This is a genomic window from Pseudoalteromonas sp. UCD-33C, assembly GCF_001306895.1.
Lineage (GTDB): Bacteria > Pseudomonadota > Gammaproteobacteria > Enterobacterales > Alteromonadaceae > Pseudoalteromonas.
The window spans coordinates 1058829-1078217 of record NZ_LJTB01000002.1 but is presented as its reverse complement, the minus strand read 5'-3'; the positions used below and the strand labels follow the sequence as shown (position 1 = coordinate 1078217).

The window sequence follows — 19389 nt, the reverse complement described above, 5'->3', positions numbered from 1 at the left end:
TTGAAACGCTGATCCGTCAGGTGCATACCCCGGTTGCGATTGTGCCACCGCAATTTCATGAGCCTACAAACTTTATGCTGGCTTATGATGGCAGCGAAAGTACCGACAAAGCAATTACACAAATTATCAATGGCGGTATTTTAGCCGGCTTAGATTGCCACTTGGTGATGGTTGATAAACAAGACGGTCACTGCCAAGACAAACTCGATACTGCCTCAGCTAGGTTGGCTGAAAACGGCTTTAATGTTAGAGCGCGCATGCTCGATGGCGATGTTTACCAAGCGCTGTGGCGATATAAAAGTGACCACGCCGTTGACTTAATGGTGATGGGCGCATTTGGTCACTCTAAATGGCGACAATTCTTTTTAGGCAGCACGACCTTAAAAATGCTTGAAGATAGCCGTATTCCTTTAGTGGTGTTGCGCTAAGTTATTTACCAGTGACAGGGTGCGACAATATGTCACGTGTTCAGACTAATTAATGAGTTTTATAATCGGCGTCATTAATTATTTGCTTTGATTTTAAAAGAGTTATGAACACGCAATCTTCTCGCCCTGGTTTTTTATTTTCTAAAATTGCTGCAGCACTTAGCTGTGTTTTAAGTATTTCGGCCTTTGCTGATGATTCTATTGAAGTGATAGAAGTACAAGGTCATGCCCAAAATAACCATCAATTAGTTGGCTCTGCAGACGCATTACTAAAAGATTTAGGTGTTGATTTTTCTGCGGCTGGAGGGGTGTCTAACTTGCCGGTGATGAACGGCATGATGGGCGATAGAGTTAAAGTTTTAGTTGATGGTGCTGATGTCACAGCAGCGTGTGCTAACCAAATGAACCCGCCACTCTCTTATGTGTCGGCAAACCAAATTGCCTCTTACAGTGTTGTTGCTGGTGTATCACCGGTAAGCAGTGGCGGTGATAATATTGCCGGTGTTATTAGAGTAAATACGATTGCCCCTGAATTTAGTGATACAGACTCAGTGAACTGGCGCGCAGGCTATGTTACTGCCCAGTATAAGAGAGTTAACGACAGCCAAGCATACGCGCTAGGTGCAAGCCTTGCGAGCAAACAGTTTAGCTTGTCTTACCAAGGCAGCTTTGAAGATGCGAACAGCTATGATGATGGGCATGGTGAGCGTGTACTTGATACCTTATATCGAGTGCAAAATCATGCTTTAACGGGCGCTATTCGTGATGATAAACAACAGCTTGTTGTTAAACTGACGCATCAAAAAATTCCTTACCAAGGCTTTGCAAATCAATACATGGATATGACCGATAACACCAGCTATGGTTTCGTTGCTCAGTATCAACGTGAGCTTGAAAGTGGTGATTTGCAGGTGCAAGTGAATGCGCATGATGTAAAACACGAAATGGGTTTTTTCAGTAATGAGAAAACCGGCATGATGCCAATGAATACCGATGCACAAGATTACAGTTATCAAGTTCATTGGCGCACTGATTTATCAAAACAGTCATCATTAATGCTAGGGCAAGAATATTACGGTTATCGAATTGATGATTGGTGGCCGGAGGTTGCAGGGTCAATGATGATGGGCCCAAATGAATACGTAAACATTAACGATGGCAAACGTGACCGCCTTGCTGCATTTGCTGAGTACCAAAACCAAGTAAACCAAGCATGGTGGGTGTCGGCAGGTGTTCGTATTGAGCAAGTCACCACAGATACAGGCGAAGTGCAGGCCTATAACGAAGGTGGCATGAGCGGTATGGCTAATATGGGCTCAATGATGGAGATGTCAAAAACCGACGCCCAAGCTGCGATGGAATTTAACCAATTAGACCGTAAACGTGACGACACCTTAGTTGATATTAGCTTACTTGCTCGCTATCAATTATCGAATAACGATGAGCTGCAATTTGGTTTAGCTCGTAAAAACCGCGCACCTAATTTATATGAGCGTTACAGCTGGGGTGTAGGTACGATGGCAACCACCATGATTGGTTGGTTTGGCGATGGTAATGGTTATATTGGTAACCCAGATTTAGAAGCCGAAACAGCTCACACATTGAGCTCTAGCTACACCAAACTTGCCAAAGACGATAGCTGGCAAGTAACGGCAAATGTTTGGTACACGCAAGTAAATGATTATATTGATGCTGAAGTGACTAAAAGCTTTAATCGCACTGACATGGCGCATACCAAGCGTAATATTCTTACCTTTACGAATTTAGATGCCACTCTTTACGGTGCAAAACTGGCGGGCTTGGTAGAGCTTTACAACACAAAGCAAGCAGGAAAGTGGCAGTTAAAAGGATCACTAACCAGTACTCATGGCGAGCGTGATGATAGCAATGAAGACTTATATCAAATTATGCCACTGCACACTGAGCTGAGCCTAGAGCACGAATACAAAGGCTGGCAAAACGCACTGAGCTGGCAATGGGTTGATAGTAAAACCCATGTTGATGAGCGCCGTTTAGAAAACCAAACCGACAGTTATCAGCTATTGGCTATCTCAAGTCAGAAAACGTGGCAAAATTTAACCTTTAAGTTGGCAATTACTAACTTACTTGATGAATATTACCAACAGCCACTTGGCGGTGTAAGCATTGCTAATTACAAGCAAGATATGAGTAATGGTTTTGAGCAACTTGCAGGGCAAGGCCGCTCGTATAATGCCAGTGTGAGTTATAGGTTTTAGAGAAAGCTATCAGCTTTCAGCTGTCAGTTTGAAGCTGAACGGTGTTGCTTACAGGTCTTTACCAAAGGCCTAGCTCGTAGGGGGGGGCTTTAGTGCCGAAAATATCTTCACAAAGAAAATGACGAGCTGTCAGCTTTCAGATTAAAAACCAGAGTTTCTAGTTACGAGAGTAAAGTTAGCGAGTCAGGTCACGTGTCCGATACAAATGTGAAATAAGCTGTCGTAGGCGTGAAATTTATTTCGCGCGAGGGTGCTTGTATTGTGTGATGGTTGAGACGCGCCAAGCAAGCGTGACGCCTACGGCTGATAACGGCGTGAAATTTCTTTTGCGTATTGCGCGATATAAAAATCGCGCCTACAATCTTTGCCTCGAAACTCGAAACTCGAAACTCGAAACTCGAAACTCGAAACTCGAAACTCGAAACTCGAAACTCGAAACTCGAAACTCGAAACTCGCAATCATTTTATCGGCAAATATATATCCGTTTGCAGGTCACATTCATCAACTTCATGGATGAGGTTGAGGTAATGAAAGAAGCAAGGGAAGTCTCTGACTTCTTCGCCGCTTTGCACCAGCCATTCACGGTATAAGTAGTAAACTGTATCGCTAATGGTGTCATGAGAGCCATTATGACGAACTACGGCGCAGCGTCCTGCTGGAATTTCACCATTTCGCACACCTTGCGGGTTTTCAGTAATCGGTGAGGTGATACTGCCTGCAAAGTCAAAACGAAATGCATGGTCTTCAGTGGTGGCCGGATCGCTATACGGGATCCCATATGTGTTACTGGTTTTAACAGGTGAAAAGCCTGATTCTTTTCGCCACTCAATAAATTTTGCAGCGGTATTCATCAGGGTATTAGCAGCGCCTAGGTGGGTTAATAAAGCCACCGGCTGTGCTTTAAAATCAATAATGTTTACATTCATAGGGCAAACCTTTTTGTCAGGTAATGAAAATTCAAACTGTGAGTGCCAATTAGGCCAGTTTGGTTTGCTTCTGAATTCGCTTGGCGATTGCGTAAAGGTGCGCTTAAAAGCACGACTAAATGCTTCTGGGCTATCAAATTGCGCTTCTAATGCAACATCAATAATTTTAAGTTGATGCTCAAATGCAAGTCGAAATGAGGCACGCTTTAAACGCGCAAGCTGCGCATATTTGGTAACGCTTAGGCCAACTCCAGCGACAAATAAACGATGAAAATGATATTTCGAACAACATGCCACCTCACTGAGTGTCTCCAGTGATAAAGGTTCATCAAGATGCTGGCTAATGTAGTCACAGACTAACTCAATGCGTTGTTGTTGCTTCGTTTTCATGGTTACTCGTTAATGCTTTTCAGAAGTGGGGCCAGTTTGCCATGGCCCCTAAGTCGTTACCTGATTGAAATTGCGCATTTTGAGTTTAGTTGATAGCTGTCACTTTAAAGGTGTTTTGATAGAGCAACTGTTGGTTTGCTCCCATTACATCTAGTGTCCACGTACCTGGAGTCGATGTTTCATCTAAAGTGCGGTAGGTAGACCATTCATCAAGAGGGCTGCCCCATAAAGTTTGGTAATAAACATTTTCATTTTCTTCAGGAGAGCTTGGTTTGAAGTGCCATTTGGTAAATATAACCAAGCGATCCTTACGATTATCAATACCCTCGCGGTTCATTGAAAACTCGATTCCAAAGCGCTGTTTTTCGTTCAGTGTATATGAAAATTCCGTATTTTCATTGAGTTGCTCGACACTAGAACGGCCATTAAATTTTTCAGATAAAACTAGTTTAAATAATCCAGCCCGCTCTAACTCTAAAATCGCATTTGGATAATCAAGTCCATACAGTTTTTTAATTATTTTCTGAAGCCTTTCTCGTTCTTGAGTCGAATATTGACCTTCCAGCATCAGCAGGGCTATCTGCTCTCTAACTTCTCCGTTTGAGTTACTGCCAACTTTTTCAGCATACTCTTCTATTAAGCTTAAACACTTTTCTGTATTTCTAAATTTAATATCAGCAATGCAATTGACTACTGCTAAGTTAAATGCGTTTTTAACAGTTTGCTCTTTATCATAAAGTTCTTGAGAGTACTTTTGAGCTTTTTTGAAGTCAGGCTCCACAAGTAAGCTGTAGGAATAGATAAAACTTAGTCTTTCTTTTGCATTCTCATAGCCTAATTCCGCCGAGCGGCTGTAATACTCAATAGCTTTTTTAATATCAATAGGCCTATTATCGCCACGATGATAATAACTACCGACATTAAACATGGCTCGATCATGATCTAAGTTGGCAGCTAATTGGTAGTAGTCAAAGCTTTCTTTTTTACGATCAGTTTCTATAGTCTTACTGTCAAAAGTATCTGCTAACAATATGGCATCACGTTGAACCGCTTTCTTTTCTGATTCAGTATAATTAGTCAATGTACTGTTTAGATTAAGTTTTCTTTCAAGAAAGTCGTTAGCTAAAGCTGCTTCTACTTGATCGTAATACCAAATCTGATGGCCATGCCCTGAACGCTCGAAAAACGCTTTTTCAACATCATGACCTAAACGCTTTAAAACATAGTAAAAGCGATTACTTTGCTCAAAGCCCGATATTTCATCTTGTTTACCAGCAATAATAAGAACTGGGGCTTTTAAAGATGTAGCCTGATAGACGGGGGAAATATCTTTTAAATCTTGGCTATATTCACCAACCGTACGTTCTATAAGCTCTTGATAATCTTTAGTTAAAGCGATATTACTTGCGTTATAAAGTAGAGGTAAGTCATAAATACCAAAACTTGCAATCACGCATTCATAAATATCAGGGTGTTTAATTGCCAGCATCACCGCAGAATAACCACCATAGCTTGCGCCAATAGAGCAGGTATGTTTAAAGCTATATTGTGAACGAATATGTGCCACTGCGGCAGAAATGTCTTGTTCGATAAGGTTACCAAATTGACCAACACCGCTTTCTAAAAATTCTTTACCAAACCCTGCTGAGCCTCTGAAATTAACACGTAAAATAGTAAAGCCTCGAGAGGCAAGGTATTGCACTTCAGGGCTAAACTCATCACTTTCACGAATACCTATTGGGCCACCATGTGGCATCACTAATAATACCTGCTTATCGTTGTTAATAGGTTTGGTTAAGTAACCTTCTAGGTTAGTTCCATCGTAGGCTTTAAAGTTAAAAAACGTTGTTTTAGCGTACGTTGCGTCTTTATTTTTGGCGACAGAAAACAGTAACTCCATGTGATTTGTTTCTGATTGGTATAAATAGTATTTGCCAGGTACGGTGGCTGAGTGACTGAATAAAATTTGTGTCTTACCATCGATAGAGCTATCAACCCAAAAAAACTGTTCGTCTCCTAAAGCTTCCGCAACTTTGCTATGCAATTGCTCATAGGCGTCAATAAAATAATCGGTAGTATATTTACCATGCTTGATATACGAGGCAGCAATAAGTTTACCATTATCATCAAGCTCAGCGGACTGAATGTCATATTTTGGGTGCTCATAGAGTGTGTCGGTGATTTCTTGTGTGTTGATATTAAAAAGGCTCACCTGGCTCTTATCGGTATTTTTGTTGGTAATGACGGCAAGGTGATCTTGGTCTGTAAATCCAACTGGTAAAAACTGATAATCTGCGTCAGTGAGTGTAAAAAGTGGTATCCACTTATCACTCCCGATAACCTTATAGAAAAACTGTAAACTCTTTTCGTCTTCATCAAATTTTGCAGTAAAAAGCTGCTGTTTGTGCTCGTCAAAGAAGTAGCTATAGGCACCTTTTAAACCTTTTTCTATAGGAGTATAAGAGCTGTAATCATTACTGTATAAAGCTGTTAAGGGCACTTGATAAAGCAGTGTGTTTTTCTTATCAGGTTTAGCAAATAAGATATGTTCAGGATCACTGAGTAACCTATCTACGATGTAGCCTTTTGCTTTAACTCTATGCTGTTCAATTTTTGGTTTTTTTTCGCCTTCAATAACATTCACGACGACTTCAAAATCGTGACTATCGCGACTTTTTACACTGATAAAAATATCATCGTCTGTTAACCATTGATAATTGTAAAAATCATTATCCTTGTCGAGTTTGACGATATAGTACATTTTCATCGAATCCATATCGATGATATTGAGAGTTTTGGTTTTGTCTTCCTGCGCTTCTAAAAAGCTGATCCAACGGCCACTGGGCGATACTTTAACTTGGCTTTGATCGGGCGAATACATTAAGTCTTCACTCGATAACATTTCAGCATGCAAGGGAAAAATAAAAAATAATAAGATAAGTAGCTTTTTCATTATTTTGCTTCCTGCTGCGAAAATGTTTGTTCCAAATAATCAAAGAATGAGTCTTCGCCGGGGCCGCCATAATTTAGCGAGCGACCGGACAAAATCGTTGGGAAGTTTTGTTCCATGTATTGCAGTGCTTCAGAACTACGGTTTTCTAAAACAATATGAGAGCGTGTGTTCCAGTAACCTATAGTTGTTATGTCTAAATGGCCAACATAATTAACTTTGTTAGGGGCAAGTGTGAATTGCCAACTTTCTTCATCGTTATCAAATTTGAGAAATGAGTAATGACTTAAGTTCAAGCGTGTGATGGTGTAATCACCCAATGGTAGATTCGCTAAAATATAATTGCTACCACTTCGAATGTCCTTAGCCGTAAGAACAAGCGATTTTGGACCATCAATATAAATGGCTTTTAAACTGCGGTTAGTTTCAATGCCAATCAGTAGGTAGCCTTCATCGGCTTTAGATAGTGTGTCTCGGTCTTCTTTTATGTTGGTAACTTTAGATGCGCATGCACTTAACAAAAGCGCACAGCTAAGCAGCAATAAACTTCTCATTCCCTTGTATCTTATTGTTGTTATTTTATTAATTTTAAAATACTCAAAAATCGGAACTATGTGAAGCACAATTTGTGAATGAGTGTGAAAAGAGTTGAGTTGCTAGGCGTGAAATTTCTACACGCTAAACCAGAGTGGACAAAGAGAATGATGAGCCGTCAGATTTCAGCTTTCAGTTTGAAAACCAGAGTATCTAGCTACGAGAGTAAAGTTAGCAAGTCAAATCACGTGTCCGATACAAATGTGAATTGAGGTGTGGTAGGCGTGAAATTTATTTCGCGCGAGGGTGTTTTATTTGTGTGGTGGTTGAGACGCGCTAAGCAAGCGTGACACCTACGGTGTAGGAGGCGTTTTAACGCCGAACAGCTTTACTTTATTCACGGCTAAAGCCGCTCCCACGTTTTTTGATGTAGGTGTGAAATTTATTTCGCGCGTTATCTTTTTATATTGCGCGATGTAAAATCGCGCCTACAATCTGACCGCTGACCGCTGACCGCTGACCGCTGACCGCTGACCGCTGACCGCTGACCGCTGACCGCTGACCGCTGACAACTAGGTATTTTTAACTTTCCTGCTCAGCTTCTTGCTGTGCTAATTTTTCGCGTTCTGCCTTTGAAATATATGCCGGTTTATTGCTTTTATGCAATTTTGCATTGGCACGCTTATCTTTTTGCTTAAGTTTAGTGAAGATCTTTTTTCTGCGGTTCATGAGTCTAACAAACGAATTAATAGGGTGAGTGGCTATTGTACCTTGTTGGTATTTTTAAGCGATCTATTTTGCTTTAATTAGAGATGTTATGTCGGCGTTATAAGCGTTACAATCAAGGCGACTTTCTAAAAACCTTGTTAAACTCTGGAGCTTATCTTGAAACATTCATTACTTGCTGCATTTTTATTAAGTGCTTTCTCTAGTCAGGCTGCTGTGTCTGAGCAAAGTGAAAAGCTGGCTAACTACGCGGTAGAGCAATATCAACAAGCGCAAATTCATACCTTAGAGAATTTAGTTTCGTACCCAACGGTAAATAAAGAAGGTCTAGCGACTCCAGATAACCCAGATTTCATTGGCTTTAAGTCGTTCTTAAAAATGAAAGCGGCGCAGTTTGGTTTTGATTATCAAGATTTAGGCTACACAGTGTTAATTGGCATGGGTAACCAAGCTGAAAAAGTAACCATAGTAACCCATGGTGATGTGCAACCAGCAGATGCCAGTAAATGGCAGCAAAGTCCATTTAAAATGGATAAAACCTCTGAGCCAGGAAAGCTAATTGCACGTGGTACAGAAGATGATAAAGGGGCAATTGCGACTGCACTGCATGCAATGAAGGCGATCAAAGACAAGGGTATTACATTAAATAACCGTATTGAATTAATGGTTTACCTTGCAGAAGAGTCTGATTGGGCACCACTCGAAGAGTTCATGAAAACCTATCAGCAACCTAAATACGCAGTCACTATTGATGCTTCATACCCTGTGGTTGTTGCAGAAAAAGGCTGGAGCTTAATTGCCCCGACTTTCTCAGCGACCTCAGCACAAACAGGCTTATATGTTAGTGACTTAAAAGGCGGCGCCTTTGTTAGCCAAATCCCTGAAGATGCCAGTGTGTTAGTACATAACGCTGATGCGGCAACTGTGGCTAAATTGCACGATAATGTCGCTAAGCTCAAAAACGTCAAAGTGGCGATGACTGAGCAAGACAATGGCTTGTTAGTCCAAGTGAAGGGGATTTCAGCGCATTCATCTGAGCCAGAAGCGGGTGAAAATGCCATTGCGCACCTTGCAGAAATCTTTAAAGGTATTGATCTTGAAAACAATAGCGATGGTCAAGCAGTTGAGTTTATCAATCAGCTAATTGGCCTTGATTTATACGGCGCGCAATTCGGTGAAATTGGTTATAAGCATGACTTTATGGGCCCGATGACTGTTTCGCCAACCTTATTAAGCCGCGACGGTAACGAGATTAAACTGTCGATTAATATGCGTCGTCCGGTAGGTAAACAAGAAGCGGTGCTTAAGCAGCAAATTAATGAAGCGCTTAGCGCTTGGCAAACCACTAATGGTGTTACGTTAAAAGACACTAAAGTGGTAATTGGTACGCCAATGCTGTTAGATGGTGCGCCTCATGCAGAAGCATTACTCGATATCTTTAAGCACTTTACCGGCGATAAAGACGCGGGCTTTGTGTCAATTGGTGGTGGCACAAATGCTAAGCTGTTTGATAATGCGGTGTCATTTGGTCCATCAATGCCAGGTAAAAAGTACACAGGTCACTCAGAGCATGAGTTTATTACTGAAGAGCAGTTAGCACTGAACTTAAAAATGTACACTGCAATGATGATTAAGCTAGGCAATATGTAATTCTATAAACTGAAAACGCCGCTTTATAGCGGCGTTTTTGTTTAAAGCTGTTGGCTCATATCAGTTTAAAACTGGGCAACAAACTTAAGGTTATAAAGTTCAGCAGAGTCGCTTTCAGTGTAATTAGCGGTTAAATAGTATTTATCATTAATAAAGTACTTGCCTTGTAAAACGAGTTCAGAATCATCCAAACCTGCGCCTATGGCATAGTGATCGCCGAAGTAGTAGCTGATCATGGCATTGCTTGCTGAATCATTAAGGCTGTCTTGGTGGCCAACATCGACAGTAATGTAATGGCTACCGCTTAAATGATTAAAGTATCTGGCAGAGACATTCCAAACGTCGAGTTCATCATCTGTTTCTGCACTAAAACCAAGGTAATCCTTATCGTTGATTTGGAGGTTATACTGCGCTTTCAAGCGGAAATAATCATCACCATATTCACGCACATCCCTATTTATAGAGACTTTTAAGGCATCGGCAAATAAGTAGCCAATTCCTAGCGTGTAATTGTCTAAATCCCTCACATCCCTCATATCGGCTACAGCAAACCAGTTGTTCAAAAAATACTCGCCTGATAAACCAATATCGTTGTAATAGTCTCCTCCTGAGTAATTCACTCGAAAGTTTGTATCTGTATCTAGGTAACCATAATCATCGAGCACACCCGAGCTTTGCTGCTCCTCAAAGTAGTAATGGCTTACTAATTGATAACCATCAAAGTCATAATAGTCATTATTAATATGAGTGTATTCGATACTGTTGAACCATTGTTTACTTACTTGTTGTTCTGTGGCGATTGAGCAGTTTGAATAAGCAAGTGTTGCAAGAGCGATCGGGGCTAATTTTTTAATCATACATATCCTTGTTGTATTTGGTTTTGCTTCATCAAGATAATACAACAAGTAAGTATTTACATTGTAATAAAGTGTTGTGGGTCTGTTAGTTTGTGAAAAGGCCAAGCAGTGCTTGGCCTACAGAGATTAATTAAGCGTTGTGGTGAGTGATATTTCGGCATTCATCAGTTTAGAAATAGGGCAGCCTTGCTTAGTTTGATCACAAAGTTGCTCAAACTTTTCGCTCGAAATTTCTTTTATCTTTGCACTAACATCAAGTGCAATGTGACTCACTTCGAAGCCCTCATCAACTTCATCAAGACTCACTGTTGCTTTGGTCGTTATGTCGTCAGCGACAAAGCCTGCTTCAGTTAGTGCAAGCGATAGCGCCATGCTAAAACAGCTACTGTGTGCCGCTGCAACCAGCTCTTCAGGGTTAGTGCCCGGCTTATCTTCAAAGCGAGTGTTAAAGCCAAATGGCTGTTTCTCAAGCGCGCCACTTTGACTAGAAATATAGCCTTTGCCAGATTTAATATCACCAGACCAACTCGTATGTGCAGATTTTTTAATCGTCATCGTCATCTCCTTTGTAAATTATTTCGACAACCGTGAAAGGCTTTCAGGGTTTTGTGCCGAAAACTGTGAGTTAACGATATAAGTGCAACTTAAACGCCAATATTTCTTTTTGCTTCACGCTTGCAACGTTCTGAGCAGTACTTTACATGCTCCCAGTCACGTTGCCATTTTTTACGCCACATAAATGGCCTGTCGCAAACGGGGCAGGTTTTGCTGGGTAAATTAAGCTTTTTATGAGCCATGGCGTTGTCTTTTAAGGCTTATCACATGCTTATTCAATACGGCTTTTGTGCCACGCTTTACATCATCACGTTCTCGAAATGACCATAATCGCTCACGTGCTGCTTTGGCTGCATGTTCAATATCTACCATAGGCTCAGGGTAGTCTTCGCCGAGTTTAAAGTTATTAAATAAGGCCTCCATTGGCGGCTGTTGCCATGGCTGGTGGAGATCTTCTATGGGTAAGTTTTTAAGCTCAGGGCACCATGTTTTAATAAATATGCCATCTGGGTCTTTATCTTGAGATTGCTTTATTGGGTTATACAAACGAATCGTGTTGGTTCCTGTGACCGATGCTTGCATTTGGATTTGTGGGTAGTGAATACCAGGCTCAAAATCTAAAAAATAACGCGATAAAATAAAGCTGACTGATTGCCAATGAATGTTCATATGATGAGTCATAAAGCTGACTAACATAGCGCGCATTCGAAAATTAATGTAACCCGTTGCTGCTAGGCAGCGCATGCACGCATCAATAATGGGAATACCTGTTTGACCTTGCTCAAAGCGTTTTAAGTGCTCTGCAACGAGTTCATCATCGCGATAAGGGTAGTGCTTGTAGCCCGCATTTTGCGGTGCAAACTCCATGCTGCATTGAGTTTCGAATTTTTGCATAAAATGGCAATGCCAGTGAAGCCTTGACTCGAAAGCATGTAATGAGCGACGCCAGCTTAAAGGCTGCTTTGCTAAATAGTATTTAAGAGTTTGATAAACTTGTCTGAGGCTCAAGTTGCCAAAGGCTAAGTAAGGCGAAAGCCTAGAGCATGAATCTCTACTTTTGGAAGGACTCGAGATACCATTTTGGTAGCTCTTTGCACGCTCTTCTACAAAGCTCTGTAGGCAAGCTCTGGCTGCATGAGGGCCACCATATTGAAACTGCGGGTCGTGCTTTAGAAAATCATCAGCACAGGTTGCTGCTTGGTAATTATGAGGCTGCACTGCATTAAAGGCTTGCCAATTTGGCGTTACAAGACGTTGGTTCATCACACCATGCCAATGTGTTTGCCAATCAAACTGTTTAGGTCGTGCTCGTTTTACACCTCCAAGTGGCGTTTCGTGCCAAGGAATTACTTTGCTGTCTAGCCAGCGTTTGACCTGTTTATCTCGCTCAAAGGTATTGTAAAGACCTATTTCTTCATGACTATAAACCCCTGCAATATCAAAATCTTCACTAAGGGTTTCTAACAAGGTAATCATTTCTTGATTATAAATGGCGATTTCAGCGTTATATTTTTCGAGCTGTTGGTTGATGTCTTTAAGTGACTGAGCAACAAAACGCCAGTGCCTAAAGCTGTAATGGGGGTCTTCGAGTAATAGGGGCTCAAAGTTGTAAATAAGTAAGCAAGGCAGCTCTGATGCAATTGCACTGGCAAGTGGCTGATGATCAGATAGTCGTAGGTCACGTTTAAACCAAACAAGATTTACTTTTTGTTTTTTTGAGCCTGCCATAAACGTGGAGTTGAAAATTGCTTTGATGATTATACGTAGCAAGTCACAACTTAGATTAATTACTAAAGCAATCCACAAAGTTTCCACATTTGTAGCATATTGCCCACACACTTTTGGATGGTATTCAGATTATGCTTACGGTCAACTGAATGACATAAGAGGTTCGCTATGAAGCAATTATCTGCACTTTCTGTTTTAGCTATTTCGTTGTTAGCCACAGCGCCCGCTTGCTTTGCTCGCGACCATCAAGGCGGTCCACCCCAGCGACCTGACTTTGCATCGATTGATATAGATGGCAATGGGGCGATTGATTTTACTGAGTTTAGTGAACAGCCTATGCCTGTAGATATGCTGCAAACCATTTTTAATGACATGGATGCTGATCAAAATGGTGAAGTAACTGAAGACGAGTTCAACAACCATAAACCACCAAAACGTAAGGAAAATCAACGATGATCAACAGTGTTTCATCGGGTGCGAATTTTCAGCCCATGCAACGACCTCAAGCAGAGCCGTTGACCAGTGAACAAACAGAGTTAATGAATGAAACCTTAGCTCAGTTTGATCCTGAAAACTTAACTGCAGAAGATGCACAATCTATTATGCAGACATTTATGGATGCGGGTATTCAACCGGGTCAAGAAATGGAAGCAATTATGGCTGAAGCTGGCTTTGATGCCGCTGAAGTCGGTGAATTAGGTCGTCCTGAAGGTGAGCGTCCGCCTGGTCCGCCACCACCGCCGCCAAGTGGTAATTCACTTGAGCAGGTTGATAGCGAAGAAGTTGTCAGTTATTTAGATGAGTTGTTAGCGCAATATTCTGATCAACTGGGAGAAGAAGATAAAGAAGCAATTCTAGCCTCTGTGCAAGAAAAGTTTGGTTTATCTGAAGGTGATTCGCTGTTATCGGTCACAGCGTAAATCACAAAGCGGTCATGATGACCGCTTTTTTATATCTAGCTTTATTAATCACATATTAAAGTGACGCGGTGAAAGCCTTTATTTCGTTTTGTGCAGCTTCTAAGCTTTGATCTGCACCTGGCATTGCAAGGCCTTCAGCGTAAATAAAGTTAACATCAGTCATACCCACAAAACCAAGTACATCTTTTAAGTATTTAGTTTGTGTATCCATCTCTGTGCCTTGATATACACCACCACGGGCAGAAAGTACCACTACTTTTTTGTCTTTAATTAAACCTACAGCGCCTTGCTCTGTATATTTAAATGTAATACCAGCACGAGCAATACGATCAATCCAAGCTTTGAATGTTGATGGAATACCAAAGTTATACATTGGCATACCAATGACAATCAGTTCGTTATCGTTAAGTTCAGCAATTAAATCGTCAGAAATTGCAGCAAGTAGCTTTTGCTCATCGCTACGTTCGTTTGCATCAGTCATCCAAGCAGCCATTTCTGTCTGCGTTAAGTGAGCAATCGCATTGTCGCTTAAATCGCGAGTTGTTACTGAAATTTGTTGGTTGTTAGCAAGCTGCTCAACAAATAGTTGGCTAAGCTTGGTTGAATTACCTTGTTCACCATTTAAAGATGAATTTAACACAAGTACTTTTTTCATCATGTCACCTAAGAAAACTGAAGTTGTGCAGTTATTATAATTAGCAAAAAATAAATTAATAATGCTATTAATCGAGTGTTACGTTCGTTTTAAACGAATGGAAGAGGTGTCTAATTTTTTTGAATTAGTCTTTTTTTGTAATTTAATGTTACTATTGCCGCGACAATAAAAAAGAAATGGACTTTATTATGAAGTACTTACTGCTTACTCTTTTTGCAGTGCTGAGCTTAATGCCTCGTGCTGCTGAAAACACACAACTCCCTGTAGAATCATTCGCCTCTTTACGCGCTTTTAGCCAAGTAAAATTTTCGCCAAATGGTAAAAATTTATCGTTTATTCGAAATGTAAATGGTGAGTTGGTTTTAATGGTTTATAACCGTAAAACTAAAGAAGCTGATTCTATTATTCGTTCAGATAATCATACTATTTTCTTCGATTGGTATGAATGGGCAAATGATGAGGTACTTCTTTTAGGTGCCCGCTATATTCAACGCCAATTTGGCGGCCCTAAATATACCTCTACACGTTTATATGCATATAAAATTGGTGGTGATGGCAAGGCGAAACTGGCTATAAAGCCTAACTTTAATCGTGATGAACGCCAACCGCAATTTGGTGATCAGGTAATCAGCTTTTTACCCGATAAAAAAGATAAAATTTTAGTTCAAGGTGATTTTGATGTTGCCAATGCCCCTGGCGTGTATGAACTTGATTTAAGTACACTTCGTAAGAAAAAAATTCAGCGCTCACGTAGTAAAGTGATTGATTGGACAGCAGACCGCCAAGGTAATGTGCGTATTGCCCTAAAAATGGATGAAGACGAATTTGAATATATTCTTTATGACGAAGATCGAGATAACCGTAAAACGTTATTCAAATATAAAGCATTTAGCCCTGATGTAGTGACTGTTTTGGGCTTCGATAAAGACCCTAATATTCTTTACTTCAAAGCTCTTAAAGATGGCTATGATGCGCTTTATAAAATGGACCTAACGACCATGAAAAAAGAGTTAGTGTTCAGCGATGATAATTATGACTTCGATGGTCATATATTCTATTCATCTCTTACAGGTGAAGTAGCAGGGTTTACGCACTCTCAATTAGATGAGGGGATCCGTTACTGGGATGAAGATTTAAACAACCTTTATAATGGCTTACGCGCTGTATTGCCGGCAGATAAGTTTGATATTGATATTATTGATACTAGTAAAGAACAGCGTCAATATGTGGTTTACGTTTCAGGTGAGCAAATCCCTGGTACCTATATGTTGGGTGACCGGGATTCTAACGAATTAACTGCATTTGCCTCGGCATTTCCAGATGTTGATGAAACTGTTTACAGTGGTAAAAAGAAAATTAGTTATAAAGCTCGTGATGGCTTAACTATTGAAGGGTATTTAACTCTACCTGTGGGCTACAAAGAAGGTGATAAGTTACCAACAATTGTGTTCCCGCATGGTGGGCCAATGGCTCGTGATTACGCTGGTTTTGACTATTGGACTGCGTTACTTGCTTATAATGGTTATGCAGTACTGCAACCAAACTTCCGTGGTTCAAGTGGCTATGGGCATGAATTTGAGATGGCTGCAGTTCAAGGTTTTGGTAAAGAAATGCAAGATGATTTGCAAGATGCGGCGAATTGGCTTGTTGAAGAAGGTATCGCTAATAAAGATAAAATTTGTATTGGCGGGGCAAGTTATGGTGGCTATGCTGCATTAATGGCAGTGGTTAAACACCCTGAAACATTCAAATGTGCAGCAAGCTTTGCTGGCGTTACTGATCTTGAGCGTATTGTTAGTAAAGCGCGTTATTTCACTAATAAAGAAATTGTGCGTAAGCAATTTGGAACTGATGGCGATAAACTAGAAAAAGTGTCGCCTGTTAATTTTGCAAAGCAAATTAATCGTCCGGTGCTATTGGTTCATGGCTCTGATGATAATGTAGTGCCTGTTTATCATAGTCGTGAAATGGATGATGAACTTAAAGACGAAGGCAAAGATGTTACTTATATTGAGCTCGAAGATGGCGACCATTACTTATCGCACCAGCCGTATAGAATTAAAACGTTAAAAGCGTTTTTAGAGTTCTTCGATAAGAACTTGAAAAACTAGAATTAGCAAAGAAAAAGGCGACCTAGGTCGCCTTTTTTAATACCTGATTCTGCGTCAATTTTATTTATAAGCTAATTCAGCATCAATATTGCGCATTAAGTTGGTAACCCAATTGATATATTGGCGGTGGATTTTTTTGCCATTGTAATCAAGGTTTATCGAATCTTTGTAATCAATAGAATATTCTTGCTCGTTAAACGTAATATCAACGCGTAATTGGTGTTTACGAATATCAAGTTTACCTAAGATTTGGCCTTCGGCATTTGAACGACACGTCCAGCCTAGTTTCATACATGCTTTTAAAATATTGGTTTTGATACTTTCAAGGTCATGTTGGCCAGACGCCATTTGCGGTACAGGGTTTGCGTCAAAGTTACGAATAGGCACACTGGTGCTACAAGCAGAAAGTGTAAGTAGCGTAAGAAGTGCAAGAGCTGCCTTTTTCATAGTAAGTCCTTTTTGGAGATAAAATCAGCGCGATTATGCGCTTTTTTTACTGCATGGTCTAGGCATCGGGTAAAAACCACGCACTAATTGCATCAAGTAAGCCTAAGATACTGTAGAAAAAAATTAACTCAGCAGTCGTTAAGTAGGTATTTAGTAAGCCGACGCTACCTAGCAGTAATAATATAACTCCGATCACCGTATTACTAACAGAGACATAGTCAGTGCGCTTGTTTCCTTCAGCCATATCAACAAGGTAGGTTTTACGACCAAGGCGAACCCCTTGATGAGCTACGGTGAGTAAAAAATAACAGAGCGGTAATAGCCAAAATTCATTGAGCGTTTGTGGGCTCAGATAAGCAACTAAATAAACGGCGAAACCGTTGAGGGTGACGAGCATTGCAGCAAACACTAATACCTTGCGGCTCGATAAATCACTTAGTCGACCCCAGATAGGCGCAGAGACTAAGCTGGCAAGCCCAGAAAGCGCCATAAACGTAGCAAGTAGTGAAAAGTCGAAAGCCTGTTCACTAGCAAGAACGATATAAAACGGGGCGCTCAAAGCAGAACATAGCAACAACGCACGAGTGATAATAAAGTGAGCAAATTGTTTATCTTGGTAAAGCAGTTTTAATTTTGATAAAGCATGCAGAAAGCCGTTTTCAGCGCCCTCGGTTGCACCCTTGTATTCTTGAATGCGGCTATAACTGAGCGCTGCAAACAGCCACATTAAAGCGGCCAGCATTAAAGCAACATACACCCCATTTTCATAGCCAAGGCTTTGTAGATACCATAAACCAAGACCAAATGTGAGCGTTGCAAATCCTGCAAAACTCGCAGCAAGACCGCTAATGCTGCCTCGTTGTTGTTTAGGTATGACCTTGCCTAATACATCTTTTGCAGCAATGGAATTAAAGCCACGAGCAAGGCTAAAGATAATCAAAATAGCGATGATAGCAAAACCTGCCGTTGCACCTTGAAGTGTTAAAGCACAAATAAGCATGCCTACAATACACAAGGCTTGCACTATGGCGCCAATCACCCAAACCCACTTTCTGACAGGCAGCCTACGAATAGCACTTGCGATGGCCAGTTGTGGCAACATTGAGCCTGACTCACGAATAGGCACAAGCCAAGCAATAAAACTACTTGGTACATTAATGCTCTGTAAAAGCCAAGGCAGGGTCACTTTAGGGTTTAACAGGGCATCTGCAAACTTACTAAATAGTTGGCTTACTAATAAGGTAAGAAAATTGCCGGGCACTACTTTACAAGCAGCTTCATCAATTGCTTTGCAGGCACGGGCATCCTCGGTGTTACTGAGGCGTTGGTAGATATCTTCTTTACTGAGCTTTTGCATACTTTTTATTTTTATGAAAAAGGGCATTTAAGCCCTTAAAAATCTTCCTTAGAGTGGCGCTCTGCTAACTGCTCAGCTTCATCACCCCATGTTTTGTTTACTCTGCGACCTCGTTTTACAGCAGGGCGGCGCTCAATTTGTTTTGCCCAGCGCATCACATGACTATATGACTCAACATCTAAAAACTCTGCCGCATCATATAAATTGCCAAGTGCCAAGCTGCCATACCAAGGCCAAATAGCGATATCGGCAATTGAATATTCGCTACCAGCCATGTAGTCATGGTCGCTTAAATGGCGGTTTAATACGTCTAACTGGCGTTTTACTTCCATGGTGAAACGGTCAATTGGGTACTGCATTTTGAATGGTGCATAACTATAAAAGTGACCGAAGCCTCCGCCTAAGTAGGGGGCAGAGCCCATTTGCCAAAACAGCCAATTACGACATTCTGTTTTACTGGCGTGATCGCTTGGGATCAGCGCATCAAATTTCTCAGCCAAGTATTGTAAAATTGCACCTGACTCAAACACGCGAGTAACGGGCGTGGTACTGTGGTCCATTAAGGCTGGGATTTTTGAATTAGGGTTAACACTGACAAACCCTGAAGAGAATTGATCACCATCGCCAATTTTAATTAAAAATGCATCGTAGTCAGCTTCATCAATACCAAGCTCTAATAGTTCTTCGAGCATGATAGTCACTTTTTGGCCGTTTGGTGTCGCAAGTGAGTAGAGTTGGAGATCGTGTTTACCAACGGGCAAGTCTTGCTCGTGGGTTGCACCTGAGACCGGACGATTAGTCTTCGCCCATTCACCACCGTTTTCTGCATCCCATTGCCACACTTTAGGTGGCGTATAACTGTCGGTATTACTCATTGAAACTCCTAAATTGTGCTTTAATGAATGTCATTACTAGAC

18 protein-coding genes are annotated in these 19389 nt (G+C 41.0%); 6 read left to right on the top strand and 12 right to left on the bottom strand.

Annotation, left to right across the window (positions count from 1 at the left end; all coding sequences use genetic code 11):
- A partial coding sequence (locus AOG26_RS08065) for a universal stress protein (RefSeq protein WP_160316764.1) occupies nucleotides 1–428 on the top strand: 428 nt, incomplete at its 5' end.
- 104 nt (nucleotides 429–532) lie between these two features.
- Nucleotides 533–2665 carry a TonB-dependent receptor gene (locus AOG26_RS08060; RefSeq protein ID WP_054561980.1) on the top strand — a complete coding sequence of 711 codons (2133 nt, stop codon included), beginning with the start codon at nucleotides 533–535 and terminating at the stop codon, nucleotides 2663–2665.
- 459 nt (nucleotides 2666–3124) lie between these two features.
- Here AOG26_RS08060 and AOG26_RS08055 read toward each other — a convergent pair whose 3' ends face one another.
- From AOG26_RS08055 to AOG26_RS20480, 4 genes are all read right to left on the bottom strand, one after another.
- A complete protein-coding gene (locus AOG26_RS08055; RefSeq protein ID WP_054561979.1) occupies nucleotides 3125–3982 on the bottom strand; it encodes an AraC family transcriptional regulator in 858 nt (285 codons plus the stop codon).
- Nucleotides 3983–4067: 85 nt separating this feature from the next.
- Nucleotides 4068–6935 (bottom strand): prolyl oligopeptidase family serine peptidase, encoded by a 2868-nt coding sequence (locus tag AOG26_RS08050; protein ID WP_054561978.1) that lies wholly within the window; start codon nucleotides 6933–6935, stop codon nucleotides 4068–4070.
- Nucleotides 6935–7486, bottom strand: a complete 552-nt coding sequence (locus AOG26_RS08045) for a hypothetical protein (RefSeq protein WP_054561977.1) — start codon at nucleotides 7484–7486, stop codon at nucleotides 6935–6937. Before AOG26_RS08045 ends, AOG26_RS08050 begins: the two co-directional genes overlap by 1 nt.
- A gap of 562 nt (nucleotides 7487–8048) precedes the next feature.
- Nucleotides 8049–8195, bottom strand: a complete 147-nt coding sequence (locus AOG26_RS20480; protein WP_064971746.1) for a DUF2986 domain-containing protein — start codon at nucleotides 8193–8195, stop codon at nucleotides 8049–8051.
- 156 nt (nucleotides 8196–8351) lie between these two features.
- Between AOG26_RS20480 and AOG26_RS08040 the strand changes: the two genes are divergently transcribed.
- Nucleotides 8352–9842, top strand: coding sequence for a dipeptidase (locus AOG26_RS08040; RefSeq protein WP_054561976.1), 1491 nt, complete (start codon nucleotides 8352–8354; stop codon nucleotides 9840–9842).
- Nucleotides 9843–9907: 65 nt separating this feature from the next.
- On the opposite strand, the gene AOG26_RS08035 is transcribed toward AOG26_RS08040, so the two are convergent.
- The 4 genes from AOG26_RS08035 to AOG26_RS08025 form a co-directional block, all read right to left on the bottom strand.
- On the bottom strand, nucleotides 9908–10699 hold the full coding sequence (locus AOG26_RS08035) for a putative porin (RefSeq protein ID WP_152966940.1): 792 nt from the start codon (nucleotides 10697–10699) through the stop codon (nucleotides 9908–9910).
- Nucleotides 10700–10825: 126 nt separating this feature from the next.
- Nucleotides 10826–11254 carry an OsmC family protein gene (locus AOG26_RS08030; RefSeq protein ID WP_054561975.1) on the bottom strand — a complete coding sequence of 143 codons (429 nt, stop codon included), beginning with the start codon at nucleotides 11252–11254 and terminating at the stop codon, nucleotides 10826–10828.
- 89 nt (nucleotides 11255–11343) lie between these two features.
- Entirely contained in the window at nucleotides 11344–11496 is a 153-nt protein-coding gene (locus AOG26_RS20475; RefSeq protein WP_082401584.1) for a DUF2256 domain-containing protein, read from the bottom strand.
- Nucleotides 11486–12982: a cryptochrome/deoxyribodipyrimidine photo-lyase family protein gene (locus AOG26_RS08025; protein WP_054561974.1), complete on the bottom strand. Its 1497-nt coding sequence runs from the start codon at nucleotides 12980–12982 to the stop codon at nucleotides 11486–11488. Before AOG26_RS08025 ends, AOG26_RS20475 begins: the two co-directional genes overlap by 11 nt.
- 168 nt (nucleotides 12983–13150) lie before the next feature.
- Between AOG26_RS08025 and AOG26_RS08020 the strand changes: the two genes are divergently transcribed.
- Nucleotides 13151–13438 carry an EF-hand domain-containing protein gene (locus AOG26_RS08020; RefSeq protein WP_054561973.1) on the top strand — a complete coding sequence of 96 codons (288 nt, stop codon included), beginning with the start codon at nucleotides 13151–13153 and terminating at the stop codon, nucleotides 13436–13438.
- The gene (locus tag AOG26_RS08015) at nucleotides 13435–13902 is read left to right on the top strand and encodes a hypothetical protein (protein ID WP_054561972.1); all 468 of its coding nucleotides are present in this window, start codon (nucleotides 13435–13437) and stop codon (nucleotides 13900–13902) included. The genes AOG26_RS08020 and AOG26_RS08015 overlap by 4 nt, the downstream gene beginning before the upstream one ends.
- 55 nt (nucleotides 13903–13957) lie before the next feature.
- On the opposite strand, the gene AOG26_RS08010 is transcribed toward AOG26_RS08015, so the two are convergent.
- Nucleotides 13958–14557 (bottom strand): FMN-dependent NADH-azoreductase, encoded by a 600-nt coding sequence (locus AOG26_RS08010; RefSeq protein ID WP_054561971.1) that lies wholly within the window; start codon nucleotides 14555–14557, stop codon nucleotides 13958–13960.
- A gap of 188 nt (nucleotides 14558–14745) precedes the next feature.
- Between AOG26_RS08010 and AOG26_RS08005 the strand changes: the two genes are divergently transcribed.
- Nucleotides 14746–16668 carry a S9 family peptidase gene (locus tag AOG26_RS08005; protein WP_054561970.1) on the top strand — a complete coding sequence of 641 codons (1923 nt, stop codon included), beginning with the start codon at nucleotides 14746–14748 and terminating at the stop codon, nucleotides 16666–16668.
- A gap of 60 nt (nucleotides 16669–16728) precedes the next feature.
- Here AOG26_RS08005 and AOG26_RS08000 read toward each other — a convergent pair whose 3' ends face one another.
- The 3 genes from AOG26_RS08000 to yghU are packed head-to-tail and all read right to left on the bottom strand — an operon-like array spanning nucleotide 16729 to nucleotide 19347.
- Nucleotides 16729–17115: a hypothetical protein gene (locus AOG26_RS08000; protein WP_054561969.1), complete on the bottom strand. Its 387-nt coding sequence runs from the start codon at nucleotides 17113–17115 to the stop codon at nucleotides 16729–16731.
- 58 nt (nucleotides 17116–17173) lie between these two features.
- Nucleotides 17174–18472 (bottom strand): MFS transporter, encoded by a 1299-nt coding sequence (locus tag AOG26_RS07995; RefSeq protein ID WP_054561968.1) that lies wholly within the window; start codon nucleotides 18470–18472, stop codon nucleotides 17174–17176.
- Nucleotides 18473–18507: 35 nt separating this feature from the next.
- Nucleotides 18508–19347 carry a glutathione-dependent disulfide-bond oxidoreductase gene (yghU, locus tag AOG26_RS07990; RefSeq protein WP_054561967.1) on the bottom strand — a complete coding sequence of 280 codons (840 nt, stop codon included), beginning with the start codon at nucleotides 19345–19347 and terminating at the stop codon, nucleotides 18508–18510.
- Between the last annotated feature and the right edge of the window lie 42 nt (nucleotides 19348–19389).

Bases quoted from the DNA above. Each gene is read 5' to 3' on its own strand.
- AOG26_RS08060 (WP_054561980.1), top strand. From the start codon at position 533: ATGAACACGCAATCTTCTCGCCCTGGTTTTTTATTTTCTAAAATTGCT.
- AOG26_RS08010 (WP_054561971.1), bottom strand. From the start codon at position 14,557: ATGAAAAAAGTACTTGTGTTAAATTCATCTTTAAATGGTGAACAAGGT.
- AOG26_RS08020 (WP_054561973.1), top strand. From the start codon at position 13,151: ATGAAGCAATTATCTGCACTTTCTGTTTTAGCTATTTCGTTGTTAGCC.
- AOG26_RS07995 (WP_054561968.1), bottom strand. From the start codon at position 18,472: ATGCAAAAGCTCAGTAAAGAAGATATCTACCAACGCCTCAGTAACACC.
- AOG26_RS08030 (WP_054561975.1), bottom strand. From the start codon at position 11,254: ATGACGATTAAAAAATCTGCACATACGAGTTGGTCTGGTGATATTAAA.
- AOG26_RS20475 (WP_082401584.1), bottom strand. From the start codon at position 11,496: ATGGCTCATAAAAAGCTTAATTTACCCAGCAAAACCTGCCCCGTTTGC.
- AOG26_RS20480 (WP_064971746.1), bottom strand. From the start codon at position 8,195: ATGAACCGCAGAAAAAAGATCTTCACTAAACTTAAGCAAAAAGATAAG.
- AOG26_RS08005 (WP_054561970.1), top strand. From the start codon at position 14,746: ATGAAGTACTTACTGCTTACTCTTTTTGCAGTGCTGAGCTTAATGCCT.
- AOG26_RS08035 (WP_152966940.1), bottom strand. From the start codon at position 10,699: ATGATTAAAAAATTAGCCCCGATCGCTCTTGCAACACTTGCTTATTCA.
- AOG26_RS08000 (WP_054561969.1), bottom strand. From the start codon at position 17,115: ATGAAAAAGGCAGCTCTTGCACTTCTTACGCTACTTACACTTTCTGCT.
- AOG26_RS08055 (WP_054561979.1), bottom strand. From the start codon at position 3,982: ATGAAAACGAAGCAACAACAACGCATTGAGTTAGTCTGTGACTACATT.
- AOG26_RS08025 (WP_054561974.1), bottom strand. From the start codon at position 12,982: ATGGCAGGCTCAAAAAAACAAAAAGTAAATCTTGTTTGGTTTAAACGT.
- AOG26_RS08045 (WP_054561977.1), bottom strand. From the start codon at position 7,486: ATGAGAAGTTTATTGCTGCTTAGCTGTGCGCTTTTGTTAAGTGCATGC.
- AOG26_RS08050 (WP_054561978.1), bottom strand. From the start codon at position 6,935: ATGAAAAAGCTACTTATCTTATTATTTTTTATTTTTCCCTTGCATGCT.
- AOG26_RS08015 (WP_054561972.1), top strand. From the start codon at position 13,435: ATGATCAACAGTGTTTCATCGGGTGCGAATTTTCAGCCCATGCAACGA.
- yghU (WP_054561967.1), bottom strand. From the start codon at position 19,347: ATGAGTAATACCGACAGTTATACGCCACCTAAAGTGTGGCAATGGGAT.